At 56.9% G+C, this 24,661-nt stretch carries 19 protein-coding genes and 2 pseudogenes; 15 read left to right on the top strand and 6 right to left on the bottom strand.

The annotated features are described in order from the left end of the window. Window positions 1–139: 139 nt before the first annotated feature. Window positions 140–1,036 carry a LysR family transcriptional regulator gene (locus QWI20_RS12040; protein WP_369305667.1) on the bottom strand — a complete coding sequence of 299 codons (897 nt, stop codon included), beginning with the start codon at window positions 1,034–1,036 and terminating at the stop codon, window positions 140–142. Window positions 1,037–1,157: 121 nt separating this feature from the next. On the opposite strand from QWI20_RS12040, the gene QWI20_RS12045 reads away from it, so the two are divergent. Then, on the top strand, window positions 1,158–1,598 hold the full coding sequence (locus QWI20_RS12045) for a GFA family protein (RefSeq protein ID WP_369305668.1): 441 nt from the start codon (window positions 1,158–1,160) through the stop codon (window positions 1,596–1,598). A gap of 100 nt (window positions 1,599–1,698) precedes the next feature. Here the strand turns inward: QWI20_RS12045 and QWI20_RS12050 are convergent. Beyond that, a pseudogene (locus QWI20_RS12050) lies at window positions 1,699–3,265 on the bottom strand (IS66 family transposase). Continuing rightward, window positions 3,228–3,554: a transposase gene (locus tag QWI20_RS12055; RefSeq protein WP_369305669.1), complete on the bottom strand. Its 327-nt coding sequence runs from the start codon at window positions 3,552–3,554 to the stop codon at window positions 3,228–3,230. The pseudogene QWI20_RS12050 and the gene QWI20_RS12055 overlap by 38 nt, the downstream one beginning before the upstream one ends. A gap of 203 nt (window positions 3,555–3,757) precedes the next feature. Between QWI20_RS12055 and QWI20_RS12060 the strand changes: the two genes are divergently transcribed. The 5 genes from QWI20_RS12060 (at window position 3,758) to QWI20_RS12080 (ending at window position 9,212) form a co-directional block, all read left to right on the top strand. After that, window positions 3,758–3,964: a hypothetical protein gene (locus tag QWI20_RS12060; protein WP_369305670.1), complete on the top strand. Its 207-nt coding sequence runs from the start codon at window positions 3,758–3,760 to the stop codon at window positions 3,962–3,964. Window positions 3,965–5,403: 1,439 nt separating this feature from the next. Next, complete coding sequence (locus QWI20_RS12065; RefSeq protein ID WP_369305671.1) at window positions 5,404–7,488, top strand: calcium-binding protein; 2,085 nt, start codon at window positions 5,404–5,406, stop codon at window positions 7,486–7,488. A gap of 241 nt (window positions 7,489–7,729) precedes the next feature. Continuing rightward, window positions 7,730–8,038 (top strand): putative quinol monooxygenase, encoded by a 309-nt coding sequence (locus QWI20_RS12070; RefSeq protein ID WP_369305672.1) that lies wholly within the window; start codon window positions 7,730–7,732, stop codon window positions 8,036–8,038. A gap of 688 nt (window positions 8,039–8,726) precedes the next feature. Further along, on the top strand, window positions 8,727–8,975 hold the full coding sequence (locus QWI20_RS12075; protein ID WP_369305673.1) for a hypothetical protein: 249 nt from the start codon (window positions 8,727–8,729) through the stop codon (window positions 8,973–8,975). A 12-nt stretch (window positions 8,976–8,987) separates the two neighbouring features. After that, window positions 8,988–9,212: an Arc family DNA-binding protein gene (locus QWI20_RS12080; protein WP_369305674.1), complete on the top strand. Its 225-nt coding sequence runs from the start codon at window positions 8,988–8,990 to the stop codon at window positions 9,210–9,212. Between the two features lie 741 nt (window positions 9,213–9,953). Here the strand turns inward: QWI20_RS12080 and QWI20_RS12085 are convergent. Then, window positions 9,954–10,514: a hypothetical protein gene (locus QWI20_RS12085; protein ID WP_192173822.1), complete on the bottom strand. Its 561-nt coding sequence runs from the start codon at window positions 10,512–10,514 to the stop codon at window positions 9,954–9,956. Window positions 10,515–11,240: 726 nt separating this feature from the next. Here QWI20_RS12085 and QWI20_RS12090 point away from each other — a divergent pair. The 7 genes and pseudogenes from QWI20_RS12090 to QWI20_RS12120 all read left to right on the top strand — a co-directional run bounded on the left by QWI20_RS12090 (window position 11,241) and on the right by QWI20_RS12120 (window position 18,915). Beyond that, complete coding sequence (locus QWI20_RS12090) at window positions 11,241–11,768, top strand: sigma-70 family RNA polymerase sigma factor (protein ID WP_369305675.1); 528 nt, start codon at window positions 11,241–11,243, stop codon at window positions 11,766–11,768. After that, window positions 11,765–12,706 (top strand): FecR domain-containing protein, encoded by a 942-nt coding sequence (locus QWI20_RS12095; protein ID WP_032703268.1) that lies wholly within the window; start codon window positions 11,765–11,767, stop codon window positions 12,704–12,706. The genes QWI20_RS12090 and QWI20_RS12095 overlap by 4 nt, the downstream gene beginning before the upstream one ends. Before the next feature lie 118 nt (window positions 12,707–12,824). After that, window positions 12,825–15,212 carry a TonB-dependent siderophore receptor gene (locus tag QWI20_RS12100; protein ID WP_369305676.1) on the top strand — a complete coding sequence of 796 codons (2,388 nt, stop codon included), beginning with the start codon at window positions 12,825–12,827 and terminating at the stop codon, window positions 15,210–15,212. A gap of 65 nt (window positions 15,213–15,277) precedes the next feature. Beyond that, on the top strand, window positions 15,278–15,535 hold the full coding sequence (locus QWI20_RS12105) for a DUF3649 domain-containing protein (RefSeq protein ID WP_228380260.1): 258 nt from the start codon (window positions 15,278–15,280) through the stop codon (window positions 15,533–15,535). Window positions 15,536–15,558: 23 nt separating this feature from the next. After that, window positions 15,559–17,055 carry a PepSY-associated TM helix domain-containing protein gene (locus tag QWI20_RS12110; protein ID WP_369305677.1) on the top strand — a complete coding sequence of 499 codons (1,497 nt, stop codon included), beginning with the start codon at window positions 15,559–15,561 and terminating at the stop codon, window positions 17,053–17,055. Beyond that, entirely contained in the window at window positions 17,052–17,390 is a 339-nt protein-coding gene (locus QWI20_RS12115; protein ID WP_369305678.1) for a DUF3325 family protein, read from the top strand. The genes QWI20_RS12110 and QWI20_RS12115 overlap by 4 nt, the downstream gene beginning before the upstream one ends. Before the next feature lie 112 nt (window positions 17,391–17,502). Next, a pseudogene (locus QWI20_RS12120) lies at window positions 17,503–18,915 on the top strand (transposase). A gap of 511 nt (window positions 18,916–19,426) precedes the next feature. Here the strand turns inward: QWI20_RS12120 and QWI20_RS12125 are convergent. Both QWI20_RS12125 and QWI20_RS12130 read right to left on the bottom strand, forming a co-directional pair. Next, on the bottom strand, window positions 19,427–20,389 hold the full coding sequence (locus tag QWI20_RS12125) for a tyrosine-type recombinase/integrase (protein WP_369305679.1): 963 nt from the start codon (window positions 20,387–20,389) through the stop codon (window positions 19,427–19,429). Window positions 20,390–20,576: 187 nt separating this feature from the next. Continuing rightward, a complete protein-coding gene (locus QWI20_RS12130) occupies window positions 20,577–21,830 on the bottom strand; it encodes an ATP-binding protein (RefSeq protein WP_369305680.1) in 1,254 nt (417 codons plus the stop codon). A 154-nt stretch (window positions 21,831–21,984) separates the two neighbouring features. Between QWI20_RS12130 and nhaA the strand changes: the two genes are divergently transcribed. Then, window positions 21,985–23,334, top strand: coding sequence for a Na+/H+ antiporter NhaA (gene nhaA, locus QWI20_RS12135; protein ID WP_369305681.1), 1,350 nt, complete (start codon window positions 21,985–21,987; stop codon window positions 23,332–23,334). Between the two features lie 50 nt (window positions 23,335–23,384). Beyond that, on the top strand, window positions 23,385–24,653 hold the full coding sequence (locus QWI20_RS12140; RefSeq protein ID WP_369305682.1) for a DUF2254 domain-containing protein: 1,269 nt from the start codon (window positions 23,385–23,387) through the stop codon (window positions 24,651–24,653). Window positions 24,654–24,661: the final 8 nt, after the last annotated feature.

A 24,661-nucleotide genomic window follows, 5' to 3' on the forward strand; every position in this document is an offset into this window, starting at 1 on the left:
CAACCTGGATATAGAGTAAGCGTCTGGCGAAGTCACCTACGACATTTAGAGCCGATAGATAAAGCATGATACGAATCGTCGAGAAGCAGTATTTGGCCAGAACCTATGATTTTCGACGGGCAGTGTCTAACTATAGCGGCTATTCGGAGGCTTTCAGAAACCGCGACAGCGATTGCGCCAAGACATCGAACACCAATGCGATACGTCTTACTCGCCGGAGGTCGTGGTGCATTGCAATCCATACACCTACTTTAAAATCGACCAGTTTCGGTAGCACTCGCACCAGCCCATGCCGACTCGCTAACTGGCTAGAGCACATCCCAATTCCCAGTCCCGCCCTCAGCGCTGCAAATTGGGCCAGATGATCGTCAGTACGAATGACCGCGCGTTCCGCCGTGCACAAATAGCCCTGTTGCTCCAAGAATGCTACCTCCGTCAGGTTGCGATCCGGGCCAATCAGCGGATACTTGTCTAATTCGCTTTCATAGCGAGGAGTGCCATTCAGCGCTACCAGCTCTTCGGTTGCGTACAGCCCTAACCGAAGATCCCCGACATGGCGGGTCACCACCGCAGACTCGGTGGGGCGATGAATACGCACCGCGACATCGGCCTCTTGCAGCGCTAGATCCTCTTGGCGATTGCAGACGCTCAGTTCCAGCCTCAACTCCGGATGCGCATTACGAACATCTCGCAATAGAAGAGGCAGTACTTCAACACTCATTAAACGACTGCTTGTTACGCGCACGGTGCCCCCTGGCACGCTGGCTTCGGCGGAAGCGGCACGGGTGAATGCCTCGGCGGCCAAGGCCATGGACTCGGCATGGCCAACCAGCTCTCTCGCAGTGTCAGTGGGCATCAACCCCTTTGGCGAGCGTACAAACAGGCTCATCCCGACGCTTCGCTCCAGTTCGTCTATACGGCGTCGTGCAGTGGCTTGCGCCACGCCCAGTGCTCTTGCAGCGGCGGAAAGGCTGCCGGTTCTCAGGACTGCCAGGAAAACGCGCTGAGTTTCCCAATGAAGCTGCGGTGTATTCATACATTTCCTGTGAGCTGCTAGGTAAGTTTGATTAGTTTCAATCATACCCAGACTCGCGCATGCTTTCCCTAACCCTACTTTGGCCATCCAGCGCCCATCCGCGCACCACGAGATAAAATTCATGATATTTTCGGGAACCTGCCGTTGCGGACACGTCACTTTTGAGACCGATTGCCCACCTGTCATGACTACTGCTTGTCATTGCGTCGGATGTCAAAAAATGTCCGCTAGCGCATTTTCTCTGACGGCACTTTTTCCTGCGGCAGGCTTCGCAGTGACCCAAGGCGAAACTGTTATCGGTGGTCTACATGGCTCGACTCGCCACTATTTCTGCGCACACTGTCTAACTTGGCTATTCACCCGGCCCGCCGGAGTCGACGAGTACGTAGGTGTGCGAAGTAGCCTGTTGGAAAACCCGCAGCAGTACCTGCCGTTCATGGAAACCTGGACGAGAGAGAAATTACCTTGGGTGACGACCGGAGCTTCGGTCAGTTATGAAGCATTCCCGGATCCGCAGGATTATCCAGCACTGATGTCTAAATTTAGATCCGGGGATAAGTAAGCGCAGCTGCGTTGCCGTTTTGAAACCCTATCCAGTGGACTCCTTGTGAATGTTGTCCCAAGCAAACAATATTCGTGTCCGGTGAACCTGCCTTGCGCAGTTAAACGGGCGCCCACTCATGCGGTAGCAGCTCCATAATCTCACTCGCCCGCTGCGTCGGTAGGCGCGTGAGAACGTCTTTCAGATAGGCGTACGGATCATGCCCATTCAGTCGCAGATTGGATCAAGCTCATGATCGCCGCCGCCCGTCTCCCGCTGCGCAACGACCCTGCGAAGAGCCAGTTCTTGCGTCCAAGCGCCCATGGCCTGATTTGGTTTTCGGCCCAATTGTTGTCTATGGGTACGGCCCCGTCATCAAGGTAGCGCGACAGCGCTGCCCAGCGTTTCAGGCTGTAATCGAGTACTCTGCTGATGGCCGAGCCTTCGGGCACGAGATCGCGCTGGGCGAGCATCCAAGCATGCAGCATGTCCATCACCGGGACAGCTTTTTCTTGCCGTATTCGGCGCCGTAAATCCGGCTCCAGATCGCGGACTTCACTTTCGATTTCGTACAACAACTGGATATAGCGCAGGGCTTGCTCAGCAAGCGTGCTTTTATTCGTAGCGTGCAGTTCGAAGAACTTACGCCGTGCATGGGCCATGCACCCGATTTCGGTAACGCCAAGTTCGAAGCTGGCTTTGTAGCCGCCAAAATCATCACAGACCAACTTGCCCCTCCAGTCTTGCAGGAAGTTGCGCGCATGCTCTCCGGCGCGGCTAGGGCTGAAGTCGTAAACCACCGCTGCCACATCCGAGAACTGGCTGGTGGCGTAGGCCCAAACATAGGAACGGTGAGTTTTCTTTGTTCCCGGCATGAGCATCTGCACCGGTGTTTCATCGGCGTGGATAACCTGCTGCCCAAGCACTACGTCGCACAACGCATCGACCAGAGGCTGCAACTGTACGCCCGTCATGCCCACCCATTGAGCCAAGGTTGAGCGTGGAATCGCAAGGCCCGCTCTACCGAAGATCGATTCCTGACGGTAAAGCGGCAGATGGTCGGCAAACTTGGCGATCATGACGTGGGCAAGTAGGCCCGCAGTCGGGATGCCCTTATCAATAACCTGCGCCGGAACGGGTGCCTGAATGAGGGTTTGGCAGTCATCGCAGACCCATTTACCACGCACATGGCGTTCAACTGTAAACACGCCGGGCGTGTAATCCAGCTTCTCGCTGACGTCCTCGCCGATGCGCTTGAGGGCGCAACCGCACGGGCAGTGAGTGTTGTCCGGTTCGTGATGGATCAGTGTGCGCGGAAACTCAGCCGGTAGTGCAGTGCGCTTGGGCTTCTGCTTTTTCTTGGTCGCCGCTGGTACTGTTTGCAAGGCTTGAAGCTCGGCTTCAATCGCGGCGATATCGGTGTCGATCAAGTCATCGAGCAAACTGGCCTGCTCAGGATTCATCTGCTCGCTGCGCTTGGCAAACTTCAAACGCTTGAGCTGAGCGATCTCGTGAGTCAGTTTCTCAATGACTGTTTGATCACGGTTGATCTTCTTGCTCATCGTCTCAACGGTTTTACCCATCGTTTCGACCTGGTGGTTGAGCGTCTCGACACGCCGCATCAACTGCGCCGCCAAGGCGCGCAGTTGTTCAGGGGGCAGGTGATCGAGATTGGGTAGCGAAGTCATGCTCAGTGGGCCAGTTCACTCTGACGGTGCCACGCGGGTGCTGGATCTCAACGCAAAAATTCGATGGTGCAGCTTGCGAATTTGCTCCGGTCGGCGGCATGGGCATCGGAATAAATGCAGGTTGCAGCGCTGTGCTTTTCTGCGCTTGCACCCGAATCCATTTGTGGACGAGGTTTGCGTTGAGGCTATGGCTCAGCGCGACGCTGGCAATCGAGGCACCAGGCTGGGCGCACTCTTGAATGACTTGGACTTTGAAGGATTTGGAGTAGGAACGGCGTGTCGGCTGCATAAAATACCCGCTTAAAAGGCTAGAACTGGTGCCCACTTAAAATTAAGTGCACACCATGTCTTGGCTTTGCGGAGTCCGGTAGATGACTTGGCCGGACGGATACCCTGGATTGTCTTCATCCAAGGGTATGTTTTCGAGCGTATCAATCCGGTTCCACTGGAGGTACTGTCGGCTCTGACAAATGCAGGCCAAGGAATAGGATCATGGAGATCGAATGGAGTATTGAAAAATGGAACGCCCGATGGATGACCGTCTCCGGTCGGGCGGTGTGCACCAGCTGCATGGAAAGCCAAGCGTTGGAAGATTGCGAAGAAGCCTTCTGTCATGCCGACGCATGCGCTGTCAGCGATCAGGAAAGCAAACATCCATGGGGTGCATTCCACCATATTCTCGACACTGCTCGAGGGTGAGCTGTCGCTTAGGTCTCAATACCTTATGCTTGACCTTAGAATTTTTGGCGTTTATGGCCTGGCGAGCCCGCTGTAAGGGACCGGAAGCCTAGCCACCCAGCGACGATTACTAACCCCTTGCCCAGGACGGGCGTATACGGGCCCCGCTCAGGCGGGATTTCTTTGCGCGGAATTAAACGGCATGCACAAAAAAACCGCCCGAGATGGCGGTTTTTCTGTCGCAGGCTTCGGTGAGGCCGATTCCTGCACATCCTCAGTGGATGCATTCGCAATGGGTACATCTTACTGCTGGTTGACGTTGATAACAACTATGTCATTGCATTCCCTTGTAGTAGCCCGGGGGTAACCTGGGTTTTAGGTAAAGGGTAGCGGTTTTAAGCCGGGGGCTGGCAGGGGGGGAAGCCCAAGGGGCACAACGCCTCTGGCGTGCTTAAACCCCCGGTTTCGCATCTTCAGCAGGCGGGGCTGCGGCTGCAGTAAATTTTCGTGTTACAGCGCTGCGAGCTATTAAAAATCGAGTACCATGCCAGTCGACGGGTTCCCTGCAAAGTGAGTCGTCCACGAGGTCTGGCCTGGGAAATAACGGTTTCATACTCTTCAAACGGGGTGAGATCCGGGCCGGTGCTGTGAAGGGTTCACCCCCGGCCGCCTCAGTAGATGCATTCGCAATGTATTCCCGAAGGTGGGTGGTAAGCCGGACAAGCCCACCGGAGGATTGGCCTCACTGTAGGAGGCCAAAGTATGTATAAGAAATTTAAGCGTATGTGGGACCTCGTTAGAAACGGATTAGGGGCTTATCACCTCTATGAGTTTTTGCGAGCCCATTGGAACGATCTGTTGTAAAGGATTGAACTGAGGGAAAAGCCGCCCTAGCTTCGGTTGGGGCGGCTTTTTTTCGCCCAAAGGGGATTAGGCGCCTCTCAATTGACAGCAAGGCTATCAACACCTGCGCCGGTACTCGGCAAAGCCGGCCTTTTTCAAGCCCCAAAACCCGACGATCTATTGGTCACTGAGGGGGCTCTTCGCGTGCCCTGGCCCTTGTAGCGCCTCTGCTGCCACTGCGCCCCATGATCCTCTGCTTTGCCCAGAACTCGTCGTAGGATTCTAAACGCGGTCCCGTGACACCAGTCACGGCAGTCGGAGTGTTCTCAAGCGACTTCAACCTAAGGCGTCGCATAACGGGATATCCGTTAAATAGTCCCCCGGACTTTGCGTGAAGTCTGGGGGCCTTCTGTGGAAGGCCACAACTGACTCACGAGAAAGCAGCTGCAGAAGGACGGGGATCCCAATTTTCCGAGAATTTCTGCCGCGGGGTGCAGTTGGTGTGGTGAGCCAGAGCCTAAAAAGTTCGCATTAATAGATCCTACCAAGGTCAGATTCAACGGACCCGTCCAAGCTTTTTCCCAATCCATCGGGTTCCATGCCAAAAGGACAATGTCATGGCTTCAACAGACAGCAAGCCCACCATCGATTACACCGTACGAAGCGGTCCGGGCACCGTGCAGGTCGACCCCTCCACGGGGGGCGATCAAACCTGGAGCGTCATTCTTCAGCCTGACGGCAAGATTATCGTCGGTGGCGAAAGCTTCCAGACCGCCATTGGTTACCCCGGCTCGCCGGGCGATGAAAGCTATGGCACACGCGGCAGCTTCACGGCGGTGCGCCTCAATAGTGACGGCAGTCTGGACAGCAGTTTCAGCCAGGACGGAATTGCCCTCGTGCCCGGCAACCTGGATCCGGAAGCCTATGCTGACTACGTCATGGCGGTGCAGGCTGACGGCAAAGTGCTCGCCGCGCAGCCGGGGCTTGGCGGTTTGAAGGTCGAACGCTTCAATGTAGACGGCACCCTGGACACCACCTTCGGCCACGACGGCGCCGCAGCAATGGTCCCGCCCTTCAACTACGACGGCCTGGTGATGTACGCGACGGCGGATGGCTCGGTGTATGTCAGCCTTCGCGGCACCGCCCAAGCAGTGGTGTTCAAGCTGGACAGCAGCGGGGCTCCGGCGGAGGATTTCGGTACCGACGGCGCACTTGTCCTCAACCCGACCGGGCATTACGGCACCGGCAATATCGCCACAGTTGTGCAGCCAGACGGCAGCGTATTGCTCGGCAGTTGGCTGTACGTGGGCTCCGACGGTCCCCACGACCCGGGCGATCCGGTTTACGCCGTTCAGCGACTAGCAGCCGACGGCAACCTGGATACCGCGTTTGGCGTGGACGGCGTGGTGTACTTCGATACCGCGCTGGGGCTGGACTACCGCGCTGCGATGACCGTGCAAGCCGATGGCAAGATCATCATTGCCGGCGAGAGCAATGACAATACCGCCTTCAACGTACTGCGGCTGAATGCGGACGGCTCCTTCGATACCTCCTTTAGCGGTGATGGCAAGCTCACCGTCCAGGTGCCTCACGGCGATAAGAACTATGCCCACTCGGTAGTCGTTCAGCCCGATGGCAAAATCCTGATCGCCGGCGACGTGATCACCCGATTGAACGCCGATGGCAGCCTGGACACCACCTTTGGCAGCCAGGACGGCCAATACCATGTGGATGGCTCCAGTGAGGCCAATCACCTGATTGGCAACGACACGGCCGAGATCATCCACGGCCTGGGCGGTGACGACGTGCTGCAAGGCGCGGGTGGCCGTGACGTGCTGACAGGCGGGACGGGCGCAGACATTTTCCGCTTCACTCAGATCAGCGACAGCTACCGTACCGCTACGGAAACCGGCAGCGACCGGATTCTGGACTTCGACGCCTCCCAAGACCGTGTAGATCTGATTGCGTTGGGCTTCACCGGCATTGGCGACGGCCACAATGGCACGCTGGCCATCCAGGCCAACGCTGACGGCACCCGCACTTACCTGAAAAGTTTCGATGCCAACGCCGACGGGCAGCGCTTTGAACTGGCGCTCGAAGGCAACCTGACGGGGCAGTTGAACAGCACCAACCTGGTGTTCACGGCCCCCACCGTCGAAGGAACGGCTGCCAAGGACGTGATCACAGGGACCGCGATGTCGGAAGTCATTTACGGCTTGGCTGGCAACGACCGTATCGACGGCGGCAGAGGCTCGGATGTGATCATCGGGGGCGCGGGTGCCGACCATCTGAGCGGCGGCGACGATCCGAACCTTTCGGTGTACGGCCGTAACGGCATCAATGACGCTGACGTGTTCCGCTACACCTCGGCCACTGACAGCTACCGCACCGACACCCAGAGCTTCGTGGACCTGATTGACCGGTTCGCCAACAACAACGACAAAATCGACGTGTCGGCATTGGGCTACACGGGTTTCGGAGACGGCACAGGGACGACGCTGAAGATGGTCTATAACCACGATCTGGACCGCACCTACCTGAAGGATGTGGAAGCGGACGCTCAAGGCCATCGGTTCGAAATCGCCCTCACCGGCGACTGGACCCAGGACCTGGGCAATACCGACATGATCTTCGCTTCCACGGTGCAAGTGTCTTTGGTGGGCGTAATTAGCGCGTCCATCGACTCAACTGAAATGCTGTAGTTAGAAATAACTCTAGCGGGATTTTGGGAGCTGGGGGTGGTGACCAGCGTGCCTTTCCGCTGGCTGGCCGATGTAATCCAAGGCGAAAGGAGTCCTTGGATTACAGCGACTCCACGAAAATGAAAAAGGGTGGCGGCGCAGTAACAGTAGCCTCGCTGTTTTTTCTGAATGAATACCTTACGTGGCATGTCTCATGCGCTGACGGCTCCATTCCGGCGCCGGCATTCCCAGGACTCCCCACATGACTTCACCTCTTAACGTCGTCGCGATCATGAAAGCCAAGCCAGGCAAGGAAGCGCAATTGAAAAACCTGCTGCAATCCGCCCTGCCGCAATTCCAGCACGAGCCTGGGTGCCAGGCCTATGCGCTGTTGACGGATCTCGAAGACCCCACCCGCTTTGTTTCCTACGAAAGCTGGGACGATGAAGCGGCACTGCAAGCGCACATGAAGGCCCCGACCCTGACAAACGCTATGCCGGTTCTGGAAAATATCCTAGCCGAGCCCATGCAGCAGATTCGCCTTAATCAATTGCCGGGCAGCATCGTCTAGGTCGTGGTGTGCCATGCACGCGTGATTGACATCCGATCAAAGGGAATGAGTCATGAAACATATTTTCTTCACTTCGTTGTTTGTTTTTAGCCTGACCGCTACAGCTGCACAGCAAAGCCTCAATCTTCCAAGCTGTGACATCTAAAACCAACAAGAAACAGCCGGCGAGACTGGCGGGCAGATCAGCGATCCAGGACAAGCACATATCTCAGTAAGAGCGAATGTTCTAAGTGCCGATATCAGTACCTCAAGAAAAAAGGCCGTGGTATTACCGAGGTTGAAGCACAGCGCATGGTGAAGCGTGTAGAGAACGTCCGGCATGAAACTAATCGGTTCGTCGAGCAGCAGGGTTTCTTGAGCGCGGCAGAGAAAGTTAGCTTTGACCGTGAGTTCGATGCCATTGCGATGCAGCTGTGTAGGTAAGAAAAATTGAGCAACGCCCAATTCCCGTCACGAGTGGGGCTGTGGCCGTAGAGGAATACCGTGATCGTACCGTGATCGAGCAGGAAAAGCGGCTATCGCGCCTGAGGGCTTGATGGCTGATGGTAACCACGGCGACAATTCACCCAGTCCACCACCAACACAAATAACGGACATGTCGCTGCATCCACCACAAGTCCTCCCCGTGCGGGCTTTGTCAGTAGTAACAGGGCATCATCGGACCTCAGATCGTCCAGGAAAATCAGCCGTGACCAATCTTAGTGAAACGCTTCGTGCAACTGCCAGAAAATGGCGAAATGCTAACCAGGATCATCGTGGCGGCGTCGTGCTGATCTGGCAAGGCGCAGTGTACGGCTGGAAGGATTCCTTGCGTGACGCGAGCGATGAGAGTCCAGGCGTATACGCTGTGAATGAAACAGATCACATTTTCATTGCCGAAGGCGGTGATGAATACAACGGTGCAAAAGGCTGGGTAGCGGCTTTTTTTGAAAGTTAGTAGGAAAAGTCGATGAGTACGAAAAAGCAATCTGCCCCGTATCCATTCCGACTGCCGACAGAGTTGCGCGAACGGCTGGAACACTGCGCGGTGGTGAATAACCGCAGCCTCAACGCAGAAATGATCGCACGTTTGGCGACAAGCTTACGTGAGGTTGAGAAAATCGATTTAGTGGTTGAAAACAACGTCATGCTAAAAGCGCTGTGCGCCAAGTTGGAAGTTCAGGCAGAAAGTTAGAGAAAAGTCTGCTGTGCACCACATGTCTTTGGCAGTAGCAGGGCGCGTCTTTCGCGTCCGAGAGTTCAACGGGAAGATCGCTTCCAGAATGTTGCCGATGTGCAAAAAGAGATCATAGATAGGTCATGGATGAAAGCAGAACTCAGTGATGCCCCGGAACGAATTACCCGAAGAGGCCACAGGCCCTGCGTGCAAAGTCTTGTCGCGTGCCTAGCAATAGGCAGTGTTATTGGAGTCAGCGCTTTGCTGTGGTCAACCCGATCGGAGCCCCACCGAGGAGTCGCGTCGATGGAATCCAAAGCTCAGGTGTTGAACGCAGAAGTGGACAGGGGCTCTGTCATACGCTCGAGTCCAACATCGTTGGACACGGGTCCTAACCCCGGGCCTCGGCAAACCAGCTTCAATAACCAGAACTTTGTTCCCACGGGCGCTCACAACATCGTCACCTTTCATCACAGCCCCTCTATCCCTCCTCGGGCTGAGTCTCCGCAGAAGGTCAAGCTGACGATCGTCGGGCAAACTCCCAGCATGAAAGATCGGGCGTGCTGGCCTTTCAGGCAGGGGAGTATTGAGTCCCGCAACTGTCGGCTTTCAGTGGGCCTCAAGCATCGCGACTAAGGAAAAAGAGTTAGCCGCGCACCGTACCGGCCGGCGATAACATCGACATCTTATAAGTGGATGAAGGCAGCTATAAGTTCTTCGAAGTGCCGGTTACCTATACCTCCGAAGTTGCGGTGAATTTTAGCGATGAATCCTGCACACTTCCCGTTTGATGGCTTTAAGCACACGTCTACGAATCAGCCCGCTGAAGGGGCGTATCAGGTACCAATACGGGCGAAATTGGCGCAGGGCAACGGCATCAAGGCACTGCACGCGTGTTTCCGTAACAAGGCGGGTGAGACCGTCACCAAGTTCATTGGCGCTGAATCCGAGCACTAGACGCGCCGCGCCAGGCTGTTCGAAATGCTTAAAACTTTCAGCATCCGGGACGATTTCTTGGCCGTAGTCTAGCTTCCAAAAGCGCCCCGCCAGACCTAATGCGAGAGCTTTATCAGGAATGGTTCCAAGGTTGGTAAAGTTTTCAAGACTGAATGGCGGACGATTGCTAGCGGGAGCATTACCTAGCCTCCAAATTAACCGCTGCGGCATCTCGCGCAACGCGGTCATCGCCCTAACGAGTCGATCCTCGGTACTATCGTAGCTTTCGACAGCCCCCATTACTTGGGCAGCGGTAGCGCGAATATCGAGGGCGTGACGCTCACGAAAATGGTAATGAGGGAGGTAAATATCAAGCAGTTCCATTGCGTTACCTGCGGTTTTCGGTGCCCAACTCTAGCCATCAAGGCGATCGACACGCAAGGGGTATTTCGGCACTAGGGTATGCCTCCCCTCTCTCTCTTCTCTTAACAGGCGACACGATCAGCCCGGCAAGTAAACGCAATGACATAATAAGCGATCGCACTTTATTGACAGCATGTAAGCCCTCTAAGAACACAGGAAAAGACGCAAGAGCGCGTGGGGTAGCGCGTGATCAAACCGATGTATGAGGCTTGTGCATGGCACGATTAAAATTTTCTGCTAGTCGATATGGTTCCGTCCTCCTATCGCCGGATGCTTAAACGTGGCGAAGGCGGCGGCACCCCAGGCGTTGCTCAGGCAAATTAATTACGCAAGATGCAGACCGGCTCAACCAGAGGTGCCCATCGTTTATGTCAAGCTGCCTTTTGGCATGATTTTACAAGTAGAGCGTCAACATGGAGGATATAAACACCCAACTGGTGATTCTGCTGGTGATAAGGCTTTCGCCGCTCTAGCACTTGGTACGCCTTCTAGCGGGCGTTCATGGCAGAGTCCAAGGCGTGGAACGACCAACTCCTGTTGTGGTGTCTGAAATTATCGTCAAGCGATAGCGAATCTCGGTATCGCCGCCAATCTGGGCGGTCTTTTTCTGTCCTGCCAATGACTTTTATTGCGAGAGCAGATTGGGTTTGACAGAATTGAGAACCATTTCCATTAGTGATGCTCTCGATGGCAGTCAATTCCAGTGTCGCCAGCGTCAAGTTGACCGCCCGCCAAAGCCTGCTCCATCAGCTGTTCGGCGATCACCATGGGTGGTTGTTCGACCGGTTGCGGGCGCGATTGGGTTGCCCCAGCGATGCCGCAGACATGGCGTCGGAAACCTTTGCTCACGTGGTAGCACTGGATGATCCACATTCGATTCGCGAGCCTAGGGCACTGTTAACGACCATTGCCAAGCGCTTGGTGTACGCCAGTTGGCGCCGCCGCGATCTGGAGCGTGCCTATCTGGAGACGTTGGCCGGCGAGCCTGAGCAGTTTGCCCCGTCAGCAGAGCAACAAGCGCTCGCGGTCGAAGCCCTGGTCGAGATTGATCGTATGCTTGAGGGACTGTCGTCCCGGGCCCGGGCGGCGTTTTTGTACAGCCAGCTCGATGGCATGACTTACCTTGAAATCGGCCGCGAGCTGGGCGTGTCCGTGCCGCGTGTTCATCAGTACGTGGTCCAGGGGCTGCGTGCCTGTTTCGAAGCGCGGCTATGACTGCTGTACTGCCTGCTGCTGTGGATGAAGCCATTGCCTGGATGGCCTATCAGCGTTCCGGGTTTTTCGATGCGCAGCAGCAACTGTCTTTCGAGCAGTGGCTTGCGGCCGACCGACACCATCAGGAGGCCTGGCAACAGTTGCAGCTTCGGTTGCAGGCAGCGTTTGCCAGCGTTGACGGTGTGTCGGGCCGAATGTTGGCCAAGGACCGACTGGTTCGTCGTCGTGCCTTTCTGCGAGGGGCGTTGGGGCTATGCGGGTTGGCAGCTGGCAGTTATTGTCTGACCGGCCCGGGGAGGGGGCTGGCGGGACTGCGCTCAGATTTGAGTACCGGCACCGCCCAGCGTGAACGCATCGCTCTGCCAGACGGTTCGTCTCTGCTGCTCAACGCGCAAAGTGCAGTGAACCTGCGTTTCGGGGCACATAAGCGTGATGTTGAATTGCTTGATGGCGGTGTGATTGCCGACGTTCGGGCCAGCGAGCGGGATGCCCTGCGGCTGTGTTCTCGCCTAGGTACTGCGAGCATGGCCGAAGGACGCTGCATGATGATGCTCTTGCCGGAGGAGTCCCGTATCTGGGCGTTGAAGAAAAGCCTGCGGGTAACGCACATCAACGGCTCGGGTGCGACGTTGGCAGAGGGGCAGGGTGTACGGCTGACCGGCAGAGGTATCGAGCCGATCGGCAGGTCCGCGAACAGTGCTTCAGCGTGGTCGCAGGGCATGCTGGAGTCTCACGACCAGACGCTGGCAACGGTCATCGAGGCGTTGCGACCTTATCACCGAGGCGTGTTGACCCTCAGCCCCAAAGCTGCGCGACTGAAAATCTCCGGCGTGTTCAGCCTCGATCAAAGTGAACAGGCGCTGGCTGCAATGGCTGATGTGTTGCCGCTGCGGGTCGAGCATTTCCTGGGGTTCTGGACCCGTGTGTCCCTGAGCTGAGGTCCGCAAGAAAAAATTTTTCAATAGGCTCTTAATATTTCGCTGGCTCATCGCACAAGCAAGACAGTGCTGCGCCGTTTGCAGCTGTTCTGTCCTGACACCGGAGAGTCATTCACCCATGCGTCCTCAGTTCCTTTGCCCTTTGGCCATTGCTGTCAGCATTGTCGTTACGCCTGTAAACATCATTTTTGCTGCAGAGCCGGTCAGCGCGGCGGGGCGCCAGATGTACGCCTGGCTCGCAGGTCCTCTGGAGGCGACGCTTATCGCGATCGGTCAGCGCAGTGGTCGCCAGGTGGTGTTCCTGCCGGATGACGTCAGAGGGCGACAGGCCCATGGAGTTTCCGGCCAACTGACAGCAGAGCAGGCCGTCGAGCAGGCACTGCAGGGCAGCGGACTGTCGCTTTTGATTAGTGGCAGCGGCGCGCTGAGCGTGCAGCCGGAAACCGGTGCGCTGATGTTGGGTGTGTCGAACATCGATGCAGTGTCCGATCAGGAGTCGGCCTACGGTCCGGTCTATGGCTATGTGGCCAAACGTGCCGCCAGTGCGACCAAGACCGACACGCCACTGATTGAGACGCCGCAATCGATTTCCGTAGTTACCCGCGCCGAAATGGACGACCGCAAGAGTGACACCTTGGCAGATGCCTTGGGCTACACGCCAGGGTTTGTAAGCCAGCCCAATGGTTTCAGCCGGGTGGCGGACGATTACACCTTGCGCGGTTTCAACGTTGGCTCCGGGACTGGCAGTATTCTGCTCGACGGCATGAAATTGCAGTCCAGCGTCTACGACGGCGGCATTGAGCCGTTTGGTTTGGAGCGCGCCGAAGTGCTCAAGGGCGCTTCGTCTGTGCTGTACGGGCAGCTGTCGCCGGGAGGCATGATCAACGCCGTGAGCAAGCGGCCCACCGACACCCCGTTGCATCGGGTCGGCGTCGAATACGGTAGCCATGATCGCAAGCAGTACACCTTCGACCTGGCCGGCCCGCTGGATGAACAGGGTGAATTCTCCTATCGGCTCGACGGCCTGTGGCGCGACGCTGACACGCAGGTAGACCACATTCGCGACGACAAGCGCTACATCGCACCCTCTTTCACCTGGAAGCCGAACGACGATACCTCTCTCACTGTGCTCGCCAGCCACACCGAAGCACTCACCGGGCTGACGCCGCCGCTAACTTACGCCATGACCACCTACAGTCCAAACCCTGGACGCAAGATCGGGCGCGACGATTTTGTGGGCGAGCCCGGTTACGATCATTTCAACAGCCGCATCGATACATTGGGCTACGTGTTCGAACACAGCTTTAGCGACACGCTCAAAGTACGTCACGCCCTGCGCTACTACCAATCCAGGGTTTCCTGGAACTACCTGTTGCCGTTCAGCATTTCCGGTAACACGTTGAACCGCCGTTACAGCGAACGTGAAGAAACCTCCACCGGCTGGACCAGCGACAACAACGTTGAATGGAAGATCGACGCGGGCCGCTGGCGCCACACACTACTGGCGGGTGTGGACTACTACCACAAGACCTACGACACCCATCGCCACATCAGCGCCACAGTGGCGCAACTTGCTCCCCGCCTGAACCTCTCGACCTTTGCCTACACCGGGGTAGGGGCGAACACCGCACCCGAATCCGGGTGGGATATCCACAGCCGTCAGGTGGGTCTCTACCTTCAAGACCAGATCACCTTTGACGATCATTGGGTGTTTCTGTTGGGTGGTCGCCAGGACTGGGCAGAAAGCCGTAATTATTCCTTCGTCAATGGCGACCGTACGCCACGCAGTGACCAGAAACCTACCGGCCGTATCGCGCTGTTGTACCTGTTCGATAACGGCGTAGCGCCCTATGTCAGCTATAGCCAGTCGTTCCAGCCGGCCGATGTTGCCAACCCTGGCGTCGCGGGGACGTTCGACCCGATCGAAGGCGAGCAATACGAGGTCGGCATTCGCTACCAGCCACCGGGCAGCAACACGGTGCTCAGCGCGGCGGTCTACGAGCTGACACAGACCAACGCGATCACCTACAACGCCCTGAACGCGCAGTACGAGCAGTATGGCAAAAGCCGCTCCAAGGGGCTGGAACTCGAAGCCAAGACCGACCTGACTGACACCGTGAGCATGACGGCCAGCTACAGCTATACCGACGCGCATGTCTTGGAAGATAACGTCGTCACCAACATTGGCAAACGCCTTGAAGGGGTGCCTTACCACAACGCCTCGCTCTGGACGGACTATCGTCTGGCTGCGTTCGGTCTGCCGCAGGTCAAGATCGGCGTGGGCGCATTGTACACCGGTACCACCCGCACCACACCGACCGTCACTGATCGCAAGATCCCGGCCTACACCCGCTTTGATGCACGGGTCAGCTATGACATCGACGACCATTGGCAGTTGACTGCCAAGGCCCAGAACCTGACCAATGAGTCGTACCTGTCGTGCAATACCTCGTGCCGCTACGGCGACGAGCGCAGTGTCATCGGCTCTGTGAGCTACCAGTGGTGAGGCATGGCAGGCCCCAGCTGTCCGTTCGCTATAGGTTAGGGGTATTCTCAAGAATCCTCGCAGCGGTGATAGGCGGGTACGCCGTCACCGCGCTGTTCACCGCCTGCCTGGCCATCGGGTTGCCCCTTGTCGTGTTACAGCCTCGCGCCGAGACCGTGTTGGCAGCGACGTTGCCTGCCTTCCTGATTCTGTGCCTTGCAGCCATATGGGTTTTCGCGGCACGCTCGGCCAGGCGCGCCTGGCTGGGGCTGCTTGCCGCGATGTTGCTGCTCGGGGGCGTCTATGGGTGGTTGTCCGCCGTCTCCCTGCCCGGTGATGCGTGATGAAAGAAGGATTGCGTCAAAGCATGGCTTGGCTGCACACCTGGTCGGGGCTGGTTGTCGGCTGGCTGTTGCTGGCTATTTTCATGACCGGCACTGCCAGCTATTACCGCAGTGAAATCACCGCCTGGATGCACCCGGAAATTCGCCCCTCGGCGCCGATCAGCGAGGCCGCTTCACTCAAACAAGCGATGGACTGGTTGGAGCAGTGTGCGCCGGATGCTGCTTCCTGGCTGATTGATCTGCCCACGACGCGTCTGCCTGTGACTCAGGTCATGTGGCAAGGTGCAGGGGAGCGGCGTTACAACAGCGAGTGGCTTGATCCAGCCTCCACGCAGACGCTAACCCCGCGCAAAACCTTTGGCGGAGACTTCTTTTACGGGTTTCATTTTCAGCTCAGCCTGCCGTCGCAGATCGGCCGCTGGATCGTTGGCGTTGCCAGCATGGCCATGCTCATCGCCATCGTCAGTGGCGTGATTATCCATCGGCGCATCTTCAAGGACTTCTTCACCTTCAGGCCAGGCAAGGGCCAGCGCTCTTGGCTCGATGCGCACAATACTTTGAGTGTGTTAGCGCTGCCGTTCCATGCAGTGATCACCTACACCGGGCTGATCACCTTAATGTTCATGTACATCCCGTGGGGCGTCGATCTGGTCTATGGCCCCGATCGCGCAGCGTTCTTTCGTGACATTCGCGACTTCAGTGCCCCGCAGGTGCCGGCGCTCGGGAGGGCCGTTTTGGCCTCGCCCGAAACCCTCATTCAGCAAGCCCGGCAGCATTGGGGTCAAGAGCATATTGCTCGTGTGTCGATCACTGCGCCTGGAGCCGTCAATGCCCGCGTCGAGCTGTTCAGGGACACCCTGGATCACGTCTCATCGCAGCCGCAACGGCTGGTGCTGGACGGCGTGGGTGGTGAGTGGGTCGGCACGAACCCGTCAACGGGGCCCGTCAAGGCTTTCTACGGTGTGATGTACGGGCTGCACTTGGCGCATTTCGCCGATCCGCTGTTGCGTGTGTTGTTATTTCTCAGTGGGCTGGGCGGCTGCGCGATGATTGCCACAGGGCTGCAGCTGTGGGTGGTCAAACGCAGAGGCAATTCAAGGCGTGGGGTCTATCGGCATATTGAAGGCCTGAACATCGCGGCAATGCTCGGACTGCCCACGGCGATGGCTGCGTTTCTCTGGGCCAACCGGCTACTGCCCGGCGATATGCCCGCTCGGGATATTCGTGAAATACAGGCCTTTTTCTGCACCTGGCTGCTAACGCTACTGCACGCTCAAATGCGGTTGACCCAACATGCCTGGCGAGAGCAGGCAATGCTGTGTGCGTTGACGTGTGGTGGTTTACCTGTGCTCGATATCCTCACAGGTCCCAATCCAATAAACGGGCTGAACCTGGTCTGCGGACTGCTGGGAATGAGTTTTGCGGTTGTGGCCTGGCGGCTCTACCAACCTGCGCAGCAGTGCATACCACAAACTCGTGCGCCGGGTTCAAGGCCCCCCCGACGCGAGAGGCATTCATGAGCCTGCTGACATGGAGCGCTTTGCTATACGCGGCCCTGACGGCCTTGTGCCTGTCGCTAAACAGACACTACCGTGACGTCTTTAACAACCGACCGATATGGCCCAGCCAGCGGGCGTTGCGTTGGTTGGGGTTCACTGGCATTGCGGGATCGTTACTCTTTTGTATAGCGAGTGCGCCAGATGGCCGATCATGGGTCATGTGGTTCTGCACATTCGCGGTGTTGAGCTGCACTATTAGCGTGGGATTGGCTTATTTCCCGCGTCTCATTACGCTGGCCGGGAAGACAGCGGTGACGGTGTTCTTAACGGCTGTGACCATCGAGTTTTCTTTTTGAGAGGTTTGACGCTGCACTGACCGTCCGCTATCGACCGATTCTGTTGAAACAGTAGCTCTCCTGCTTGGCCTGAGGCAAAATCTGCTCATCGGCCAGCGGGAGAGTACGCAGCATGATGGGACAGTTATCGAGTGGGCAGGATCGGCTGTTTTACTCGTTCAACCTTGAAGACCACATCCCAACAAATCACCTGCTGCGCAGCATTGATCGGTGTCTCGATCTGAGCGACCTGCGCCACTATCTCGCCGATTTCTATAGCCCGATTGGGCGTCCTTCGATTGATCCTGAGTTGATGATCCGCATGCTGGTCGTGGGCTATTGCTATGGCATTCGCTCCGAACGGCGCTTGTGTGAAGAGGCCCATTTGAACTTGGCTTATCGCTGGTTCTGCCGGTTAAGCCTTGAGGATGAAGTTCGCAATCGCTGGACGTTTTCCAAGAATCGACACGGCCGTTTCCGGGACAGTGATCTGTTTCGCTGGCTGTTTAATGAGGTGCTGCGTCGCTGCATGGACGCGGGTCTGGTAAAGGGCGAAGGCTTTGCCGTGGACGCCAGCATCATCAAGGCGGACGCGAGTCGGCAACGTGGCGTGCCTGGCGATGAAGAGATCAACTGGCGCGACCCGTCTCTGAGCACTCGTGCTGTCCGTGAGTACCTCGAAGCACTCGATGAAGAGGCGCTGGCTTAAGCACTTCCCAAGCGCTTTTCGCTGACTGATCCCCTATCCCGTTGGACGGCGGCCCCGGGTGGCCCAGCGTTTTTCGCCTACTCCACGAACTACCTGATTGATGTCGAGCATGGCGTGATCATGGACGTAGAGCCGACACCAGCTCATCGAACCGCCGAGGTTGAGAGCACCAAGACCATGATTGACCGAGTCGAAGAGTTGTTCGACATCAAACCGGATCGCTTAATCGGCGTTACCGCTTACGGCACAGCACCGATGTTGGCCTGGATGGTGGAAGAGAAAGATATCGAGCCGCATGTGCCGGTGTGGGATAAAACCGAGCGTAAGGGCGACAGTTTTTCGATCAGCGACTTCCACTGGAACAAAGACGCTGAGGAGTATCGCTGTCCTGCTAAGGCATTACGTAGCGAATGGCGAGCTTTCAAGAACCTGCGCTCACACGTGACGAAAGCCAACACCATCAACTTCCGATCCAGCCAAACCGACTGCGCGACATGTCCGATGAAAGCCAAGTGCTGCCCCAACACTGCGGTTCGTAAGATCGCCCGCAGTGTTCATGAAGCGGCTCGCGATGTGGCTCGGCAAATCGCGAAGACGCCGGAATATGTGCGCTCTCGTCACGAACGTAAGAAAGTAGAAATGTTATTTGCCCACCTCAAGCGCATCTTGAAACTGGATCGCTTGCGACTACGCGGCATGAGTGGCGCGACTGATGAGTTCACATTAGCTGCTGCGGTACAGAACCTGCGCCGACTGGCCAAACTCATCTCTCACGGGCCGCCAACCACAGGATGGGTGCGCCCGAAATCAGCAAAAACCCTCAAATTAACCCACTGACAAAGCAGCAACGGTCAACGAAGTACCGAAAAACCACTTAACAGTGGTGAATAGGTTCTTTGATGAGGCCAAGCTCAGCGTCACGTTTCCTGAAAAAACGACTTTTTCAACAGAATTGGCCAAAAGCTGCCGGTAACACGCCGACCAACACGCGTTGCTTTATTGGTTGTTGCGCATGGCTTACCCCCAAACAAGGGCATGGTTTTGGGCGTATCAAACAGGCCCGCACAGGGCTACCTTCAGCATCTATCAAATGTACGCTGAGGAGTCGGAGAAGTGGAGACTGAACGAGGTATTGAAGAATGGAACGGTCGATGGTCGATCGTTGCAGGACGTGCTGTATGCACTGGCTGCATGGAAAGCCAAGCACTGGAAGACTGCGAAATCCCATTTCTACACACCGATACCTGCGGAGGCAGTGATGTGGAAGGTCATCATCCTTGGGTAGCGTTACACCACATTCTCGACAATGCGCGTGGGTGAGTTGTTGCTCAGTCCTCAACTCCTTCTATTAATACTTCACCTTATAGGTCGGAGAATCCTCTGGCCGGTTCTCTCTCCGGTCATAGATCTTGGTCGTGCTGATATTGGCGTGACCCAGCCAGGCCTGGACCTTGGCAATATCGGCTTCATGCTCCAAGGCGTTGGTGGCTGCGGTTGCTCTGAGTCCATGGACGCCTAGGCCGTCGACCTCAATACCGGCCTTTTTCGCGTAGGCTGCGACCACCGTATAGATGCCGTTGGCTGTGATACCGGCGCCGGTCAACTTGCCCCGCAACGGGATGAATAGCGGCACCTTCCTGTCCGCCAAATGATGCCCTGAGCTTTCCAGGTACTGATGAATGCGTCCAGCCGCCACCGGGTGCAGTGGCAGGTACCGAACCTTGCCGCCTTTGCCGTGCACCTTTAGATGCTGGATCCCGCGGCGCTCCTGAATGTCGCTCACCTGCAGCAGCGCTGCTTCTTCACGGCGTAGTCCGTGATAGAGAAGAACAGCCAATAGCGCCCGGTCGCGCTGCCCTTTAAGTGTTGCTTCATCCGGCGCCTCGAGCAGCGCTTTGGCCTGGTGATCACCCAGTGCCGGCGTCTTACCTTCGTTGCTTTCTATCCTGGGTCGTTTCACCCCGTGGACGGGATTGCCGCCGGCGATCGCATTGCTCTCCAGGAGGTGATCAAAGAGGCTGGCCAGCGCGGCCAATTTGCGGCGGATCGTGGCGCCGGCCAAACCGCGATGCTCGAGCTGGGCGCGCCAGGCCAGAACGTGCGATCGGGTCACCACACGAAACTCATCGGCCGAAGCCAAACCGACAAAACCGCAGAAGTCTTCCAGGTCATTTTGGTAGGCGCGTCGTGTTCGAGGGTTGTCGAGGTTGGCAAACCACTCGACTGCAGCGGGTACCCGAGCCAAATCCTGAAATTCGACCGCCGTCAGCCTACGCTGATCGTTCTGGGCGGTTTTCGTCAGTTCCTGCATATCTATCTCTCTGTTGGCACCGCTACGATCACTAATGGTCATCCCAGTCACAAAAACACCGCGCTAAGATTTCGGCGTACGAAGATCGGATAAACGGTAATAATCGGTGATAACGTATTTCTTACACCGGCAAGTAAGGCCAGCCTAGCCAGCTAGCCTGATTGATTGCGGGCAAACCTGCTCTGTCTCAGATGACCGCGTCGACCTCTGGAAGAACGTCTCTCGGCATGAACAGCGAAAAAGTTGTGCCGTGGCCTTCCTGGCTCTCAACCGTAAGGCATCCTCCCGCCTGGATGACATACCCGTAGACCATCGTCAGGCCGAGACCTGTGCCTTTTCCCTCTTCTTTGGTTGTAAAGAAGGGTTCGAAGATCCGCTCGATAAGCGCCACAGGCATTCCGGTGCCCGTGTCAGACACCTGAATTCGCACACACGATTGACCGGTTACCAGTAGGGAGCCCTTGGCAGCCATCTGTTCACTGACATCTACATTGGAGGTGCGAATCGAAATGGTGCCCCCTGCTGGCATCGCATCCCGGGCGTTGACCATCAGATTGAATACGGCGCTTTCCAGTTGGTGTGGATCGACCTTCGTCAGCCAAAGGTTGGACGCCAACTCAGTCTCATATAAGACCTTTGATCCCAAGCTTCCACGACCAAGCTCAATTAGCGAAGTGATTAACGGATTCACATTGATCACTTCTGAACCCAGCTTGTGCCGTCTGGAAAAAGCCATAAGCCGGGCTGTCATCGCACTCGCGGTCTGGGACGCGCGCAGTGCATTGGCCAGATGCTTCTTTGCATGGTCGGGCTTATCGTTTTTAAGGTAATGCTCAGCGAGACTTGCCGAGCCCGTTACGGCCGTCAGCATGTTGTTGAAGTCATGCGCGATGCCCGTGGTGAGCTGGCCTACGATTTCCATCTTCTGAGCCTGAAACCGATCGCTGATCATCTGGACCCTCTCTTCCTCACGCTGCCTAAGGAAGGTGACGTCCTGCACGCAATTAACGAAGCCGATCTGGTCTCCACCTTCGTCAAAAAGAGGCGTGACGTTTGCAATAACGTTGCGACGGCTACCGTCACGCCGCTCAACGATCACATCGACATTCAGTGCGGGCTCACCTGTGGCCAGAACCTGCACCATTGGCGTCTGGTCATGGGGCAGGTAGGTGCCGTCACCTGCATAAAGTCTGTGAGCGCCGCAGAACTTCACCTCGGGATCACCCTTGACTGGGGTCTCTCCCCAGATCTCTGCTGCTTTGAGGTTGTAAGCAACAACGACGGCATTTCGATCGCAGATATAGAGCCCGACGGGAAGGTGTTCAATCAGATCCTGGCTGTAACGAGCGTTCCAAGGACCTTGTGTAATCCGGCGATCAGAATTAAGCGCCATGGTGTACCTGTGCGTTGAGAAGCATGCAGCCGGATGGCCGACCTGCATTGTCTCAATTTCCTGCAGGAATCAGGAAGCAGGAATTCTCTAAACTTTGCGATAGCCATTAGCCCGTGCGTACAATCCACCTGGGTGCGTAAAGCGATGTGCTGATCCGCAGGTTAAATTCCAATATCGGTCGGGCCGCCGGTGAGGAATACCCGTGCCTGCGCCAAATACGCCCGCATCGACTGTTATCCCCCGGCCGCAAATCCTCACCAGCCGAGCATTGGCTGCGGTCGAGCGATTCAGTCATATCGAAGCCCTCAGTGGCGTCGTTCTTGTACTCGCCGCTATCGCTGCACTGCTCTGGGCCAACAGCTCGCCCAGCGTTTCCTATGAAACCTTCTGGCACACCACAGTCGCCATCACCATCGGATCCTTCAGCGTGGGTCAGTCGCTGCACTTCTTGGTCAATGACGGCTTAATGACCATCTTCTTTCTCGTGGTCGGAATGGAGATTCGTCAAGAGATCCAAGACGGCGCTCTGTCGAACGCAAAGCTGGCAACGCTCCCGTTAGGTGCGGCACTGGGTGGTGTGCTAGTCCCTGCAGGAGTCTACCTTGCTTACAACATGGGTACGGCGTCTGCACACGGTTGGGCAGTCCCGACCGCAACCGATATCGCATTCGCCGTGGGAGTTCTTGCTCTGCTGGGCAAATCAATTCCAGCCAACTTGCGAGTCTTTCTGCTGGCTCTTGCAATCATCGACGACATTGCTGCAATCCTCATCATCGCGCTGTTCTACACCGCAAGCCTGCATCTTGTGGGGCTGGCGATCGCAGGCACAGGTCTCGCGCTTGTCTTTGTGATGCAAAGGATGGGAATCGGCTCGGCCTGGCTCTACTTGCTGCCGGGCTCGATTGTCTGGGGAGGCCTTCTCAAGCTCGGTGTGCATCCAACACTGGCCGGCGTGATCCTTGGGCTTGTAACACCTGTATGGTCGGCACCGTCTCGGGAGCGGCCACTCGAAATCATGTCTCAGGCATTCCGAGATCTCACGCACCGGGTAGACCAGGGCGAGAAGAAGGTCTCAGCACCACTCAAGCAAATCCGGCTTGCCGAGCGTGAAGTGATGCCCCCTGTGCAACGAGTTCAGGAGGCTCTCCATCCGTGGGTCGCTTTCGTGATCATGCCGCTTTTCGCACTGGCGAATGCTGGGGTCAATGTCCATGGTGCTCAGCTAAGCGATGCAGCTGTGGTTCCGGTCGTCTATGGCGTCGTAATGGCGTTGGTATTTGGTAAGCCCATCGGCGTGGTGCTCGCTACTTGCCTCTTGGTTCGCACGGGGCTTTGCAAACTGCCTGAACAGGTGACTTGGCGCGGGGTGATACTGGTAGGCCTGCTCGCCGGCATTGGCTTCACGATGTCGATTTTCATCGCGGGCCTTGCCTATGACGACGACCGTTTATTGGCAGCAGCGAAGCTGAGCGTGCTATGCGCTTCCTCTGCGTCTGCAGTGGTGGGTTTGCTGTGGGGCTTGTTCAACTTCAGAAAGCCGGCCAGTCGTTAGTTGGTACAGATATCATCCAACTCACCCTTACGTAACAGCGGAGTTTCGCAATGGTTGCTCGGTGGCAATGGCTGTTGATTCGCACGACCAGACGTCTGTGGTTCAGAGCGGGACTGTTTTCCCTACTGGGCGTTGTGACGGCGTTGCTGGCTGTGGTTCTCAGAGACCACATTCCTATAGACCTGCCTGGCAAGATAGGCGCTGATGCCGTCGACAAGATTCTGGGCATCATCGCGTCCAGCATGCTGGCGGTCACGACGTTTTCTCTAAGTACCATGGTCACGGCCTATGGAGCAGCCAGCACGGGCACCACCCCGCGCGCCACAACACTGGTCATGGAGGACTCGACCACTCAGAACGCGCTGTCGACCTTCATTGGCTCCTTTCTGTTTAGCCTGGTCGGCATCATCGCTCTAAGCACAGGTGCGTATGGTGCTCAGGGCCGGGTCATCTTGTTCGCGGTCACACTCGCCGTGGTGGTACTGATCGTCTACACCTTGCTGCGATGGATCGACCATCTGTCCAGGCTTGGCCGGGTAGGTGAGACGATCGACCGAGTCGAGGCCGCCACCATCAGTGCGCTCACTGAACGCTGCCAACTGCCTTACCTGGGCGGTTGCGCCTACCCGGAGCGACTTGTGCAGGTGCTGGGAGTGCTATCGATCAACAGTCGGGAAGTGGGCTACGTGCAGCACATCGACGTGCCTGCGCTGGACGCCTTCGCACAGAAACATGCTGCGTTGATTTATCTTGAGATACTGCCTGGCAGTTTTGTAAACGAAGGCGAACTGCTGGCACGGGTAATGAGATCGAACACCGAGCCGCTGGATGAACCTCAGGTGAGACAAATCCTATCCGCGATCACCCTTGGCGTTAGTAGAACGTACGAGCACGACCCCCGCTTCGGTTTGTCCGTATTGTCGGAGATCGCATCGAGGGCGCTTTCGCCGGCCGTAAATGACCCAGGCACAGCAATCGATGTAATAGGCAGGGGAATTCGCGCGTTCAATGCACAGGCGAGGTCTGGGACGCTTGAAAAGCCTGAAGCACAGTGCAGTTGCGTGCATGTGCGTGGGCTCTCCGTGGAAGAAATGTTTGACGACTTCTTTTCGCCGATTGCGCGTGACGGCGCAGCACTTATCGAGGTCAACATCCGTCTTGTCAAAGCGCTTGCAAGCCTTGCGCATTGCTGCCCGGCTTTGTACGCCGACTTGAGCGCCCGTCACATCGGCGTCGTCCTCGAACGGGCGGAGGCGGCGATGACTCTTGACGGTGACAAGGCGCGGTTGAGAGCGTGCATTGCCGCCTCGCTCCGGTGAACCGGCCC

The sequence above is a fragment of the Pseudomonas sp. W2-17 genome (genome assembly GCF_041060445.1).
GTDB lineage: Bacteria > Pseudomonadota > Gammaproteobacteria > Pseudomonadales > Pseudomonadaceae > Aquipseudomonas.

Excerpts from the sequence above, each read along its gene's own strand:
- QWI20_RS12090 (WP_369305675.1), top strand. The coding sequence starts at position 11,241 with ATGGCAGTCAATTCCAGTGTCGCCAGCGTCAAGTTGACCGCCCGCCAA.
- QWI20_RS12095 (WP_032703268.1), top strand. The coding sequence starts at position 11,765 with ATGACTGCTGTACTGCCTGCTGCTGTGGATGAAGCCATTGCCTGGATG.
- QWI20_RS12065 (WP_369305671.1), top strand. The coding sequence starts at position 5,404 with ATGGCTTCAACAGACAGCAAGCCCACCATCGATTACACCGTACGAAGC.
- QWI20_RS12080 (WP_369305674.1), top strand. The coding sequence starts at position 8,988 with ATGAGTACGAAAAAGCAATCTGCCCCGTATCCATTCCGACTGCCGACA.
- QWI20_RS12125 (WP_369305679.1), bottom strand. The coding sequence starts at position 20,389 with ATGCAGGAACTGACGAAAACCGCCCAGAACGATCAGCGTAGGCTGACG.
- QWI20_RS12070 (WP_369305672.1), top strand. The coding sequence starts at position 7,730 with ATGACTTCACCTCTTAACGTCGTCGCGATCATGAAAGCCAAGCCAGGC.
- QWI20_RS12115 (WP_369305678.1), top strand. The coding sequence starts at position 17,052 with ATGAGCCTGCTGACATGGAGCGCTTTGCTATACGCGGCCCTGACGGCC.
- QWI20_RS12055 (WP_369305669.1), bottom strand. The coding sequence starts at position 3,554 with ATGCAGCCGACACGCCGTTCCTACTCCAAATCCTTCAAAGTCCAAGTC.
- QWI20_RS12110 (WP_369305677.1), top strand. The coding sequence starts at position 15,559 with ATGGCTTGGCTGCACACCTGGTCGGGGCTGGTTGTCGGCTGGCTGTTG.
- QWI20_RS12060 (WP_369305670.1), top strand. The coding sequence starts at position 3,758 with ATGGAGATCGAATGGAGTATTGAAAAATGGAACGCCCGATGGATGACC.
- QWI20_RS12140 (WP_369305682.1), top strand. The coding sequence starts at position 23,385 with ATGGTTGCTCGGTGGCAATGGCTGTTGATTCGCACGACCAGACGTCTG.
- QWI20_RS12040 (WP_369305667.1), bottom strand. The coding sequence starts at position 1,036 with ATGAATACACCGCAGCTTCATTGGGAAACTCAGCGCGTTTTCCTGGCA.
- QWI20_RS12045 (WP_369305668.1), top strand. The coding sequence starts at position 1,158 with ATGATATTTTCGGGAACCTGCCGTTGCGGACACGTCACTTTTGAGACC.
- QWI20_RS12085 (WP_192173822.1), bottom strand. The coding sequence starts at position 10,514 with ATGGAACTGCTTGATATTTACCTCCCTCATTACCATTTTCGTGAGCGT.
- QWI20_RS12100 (WP_369305676.1), top strand. The coding sequence starts at position 12,825 with ATGCGTCCTCAGTTCCTTTGCCCTTTGGCCATTGCTGTCAGCATTGTC.
- QWI20_RS12130 (WP_369305680.1), bottom strand. The coding sequence starts at position 21,830 with ATGCAGGTCGGCCATCCGGCTGCATGCTTCTCAACGCACAGGTACACC.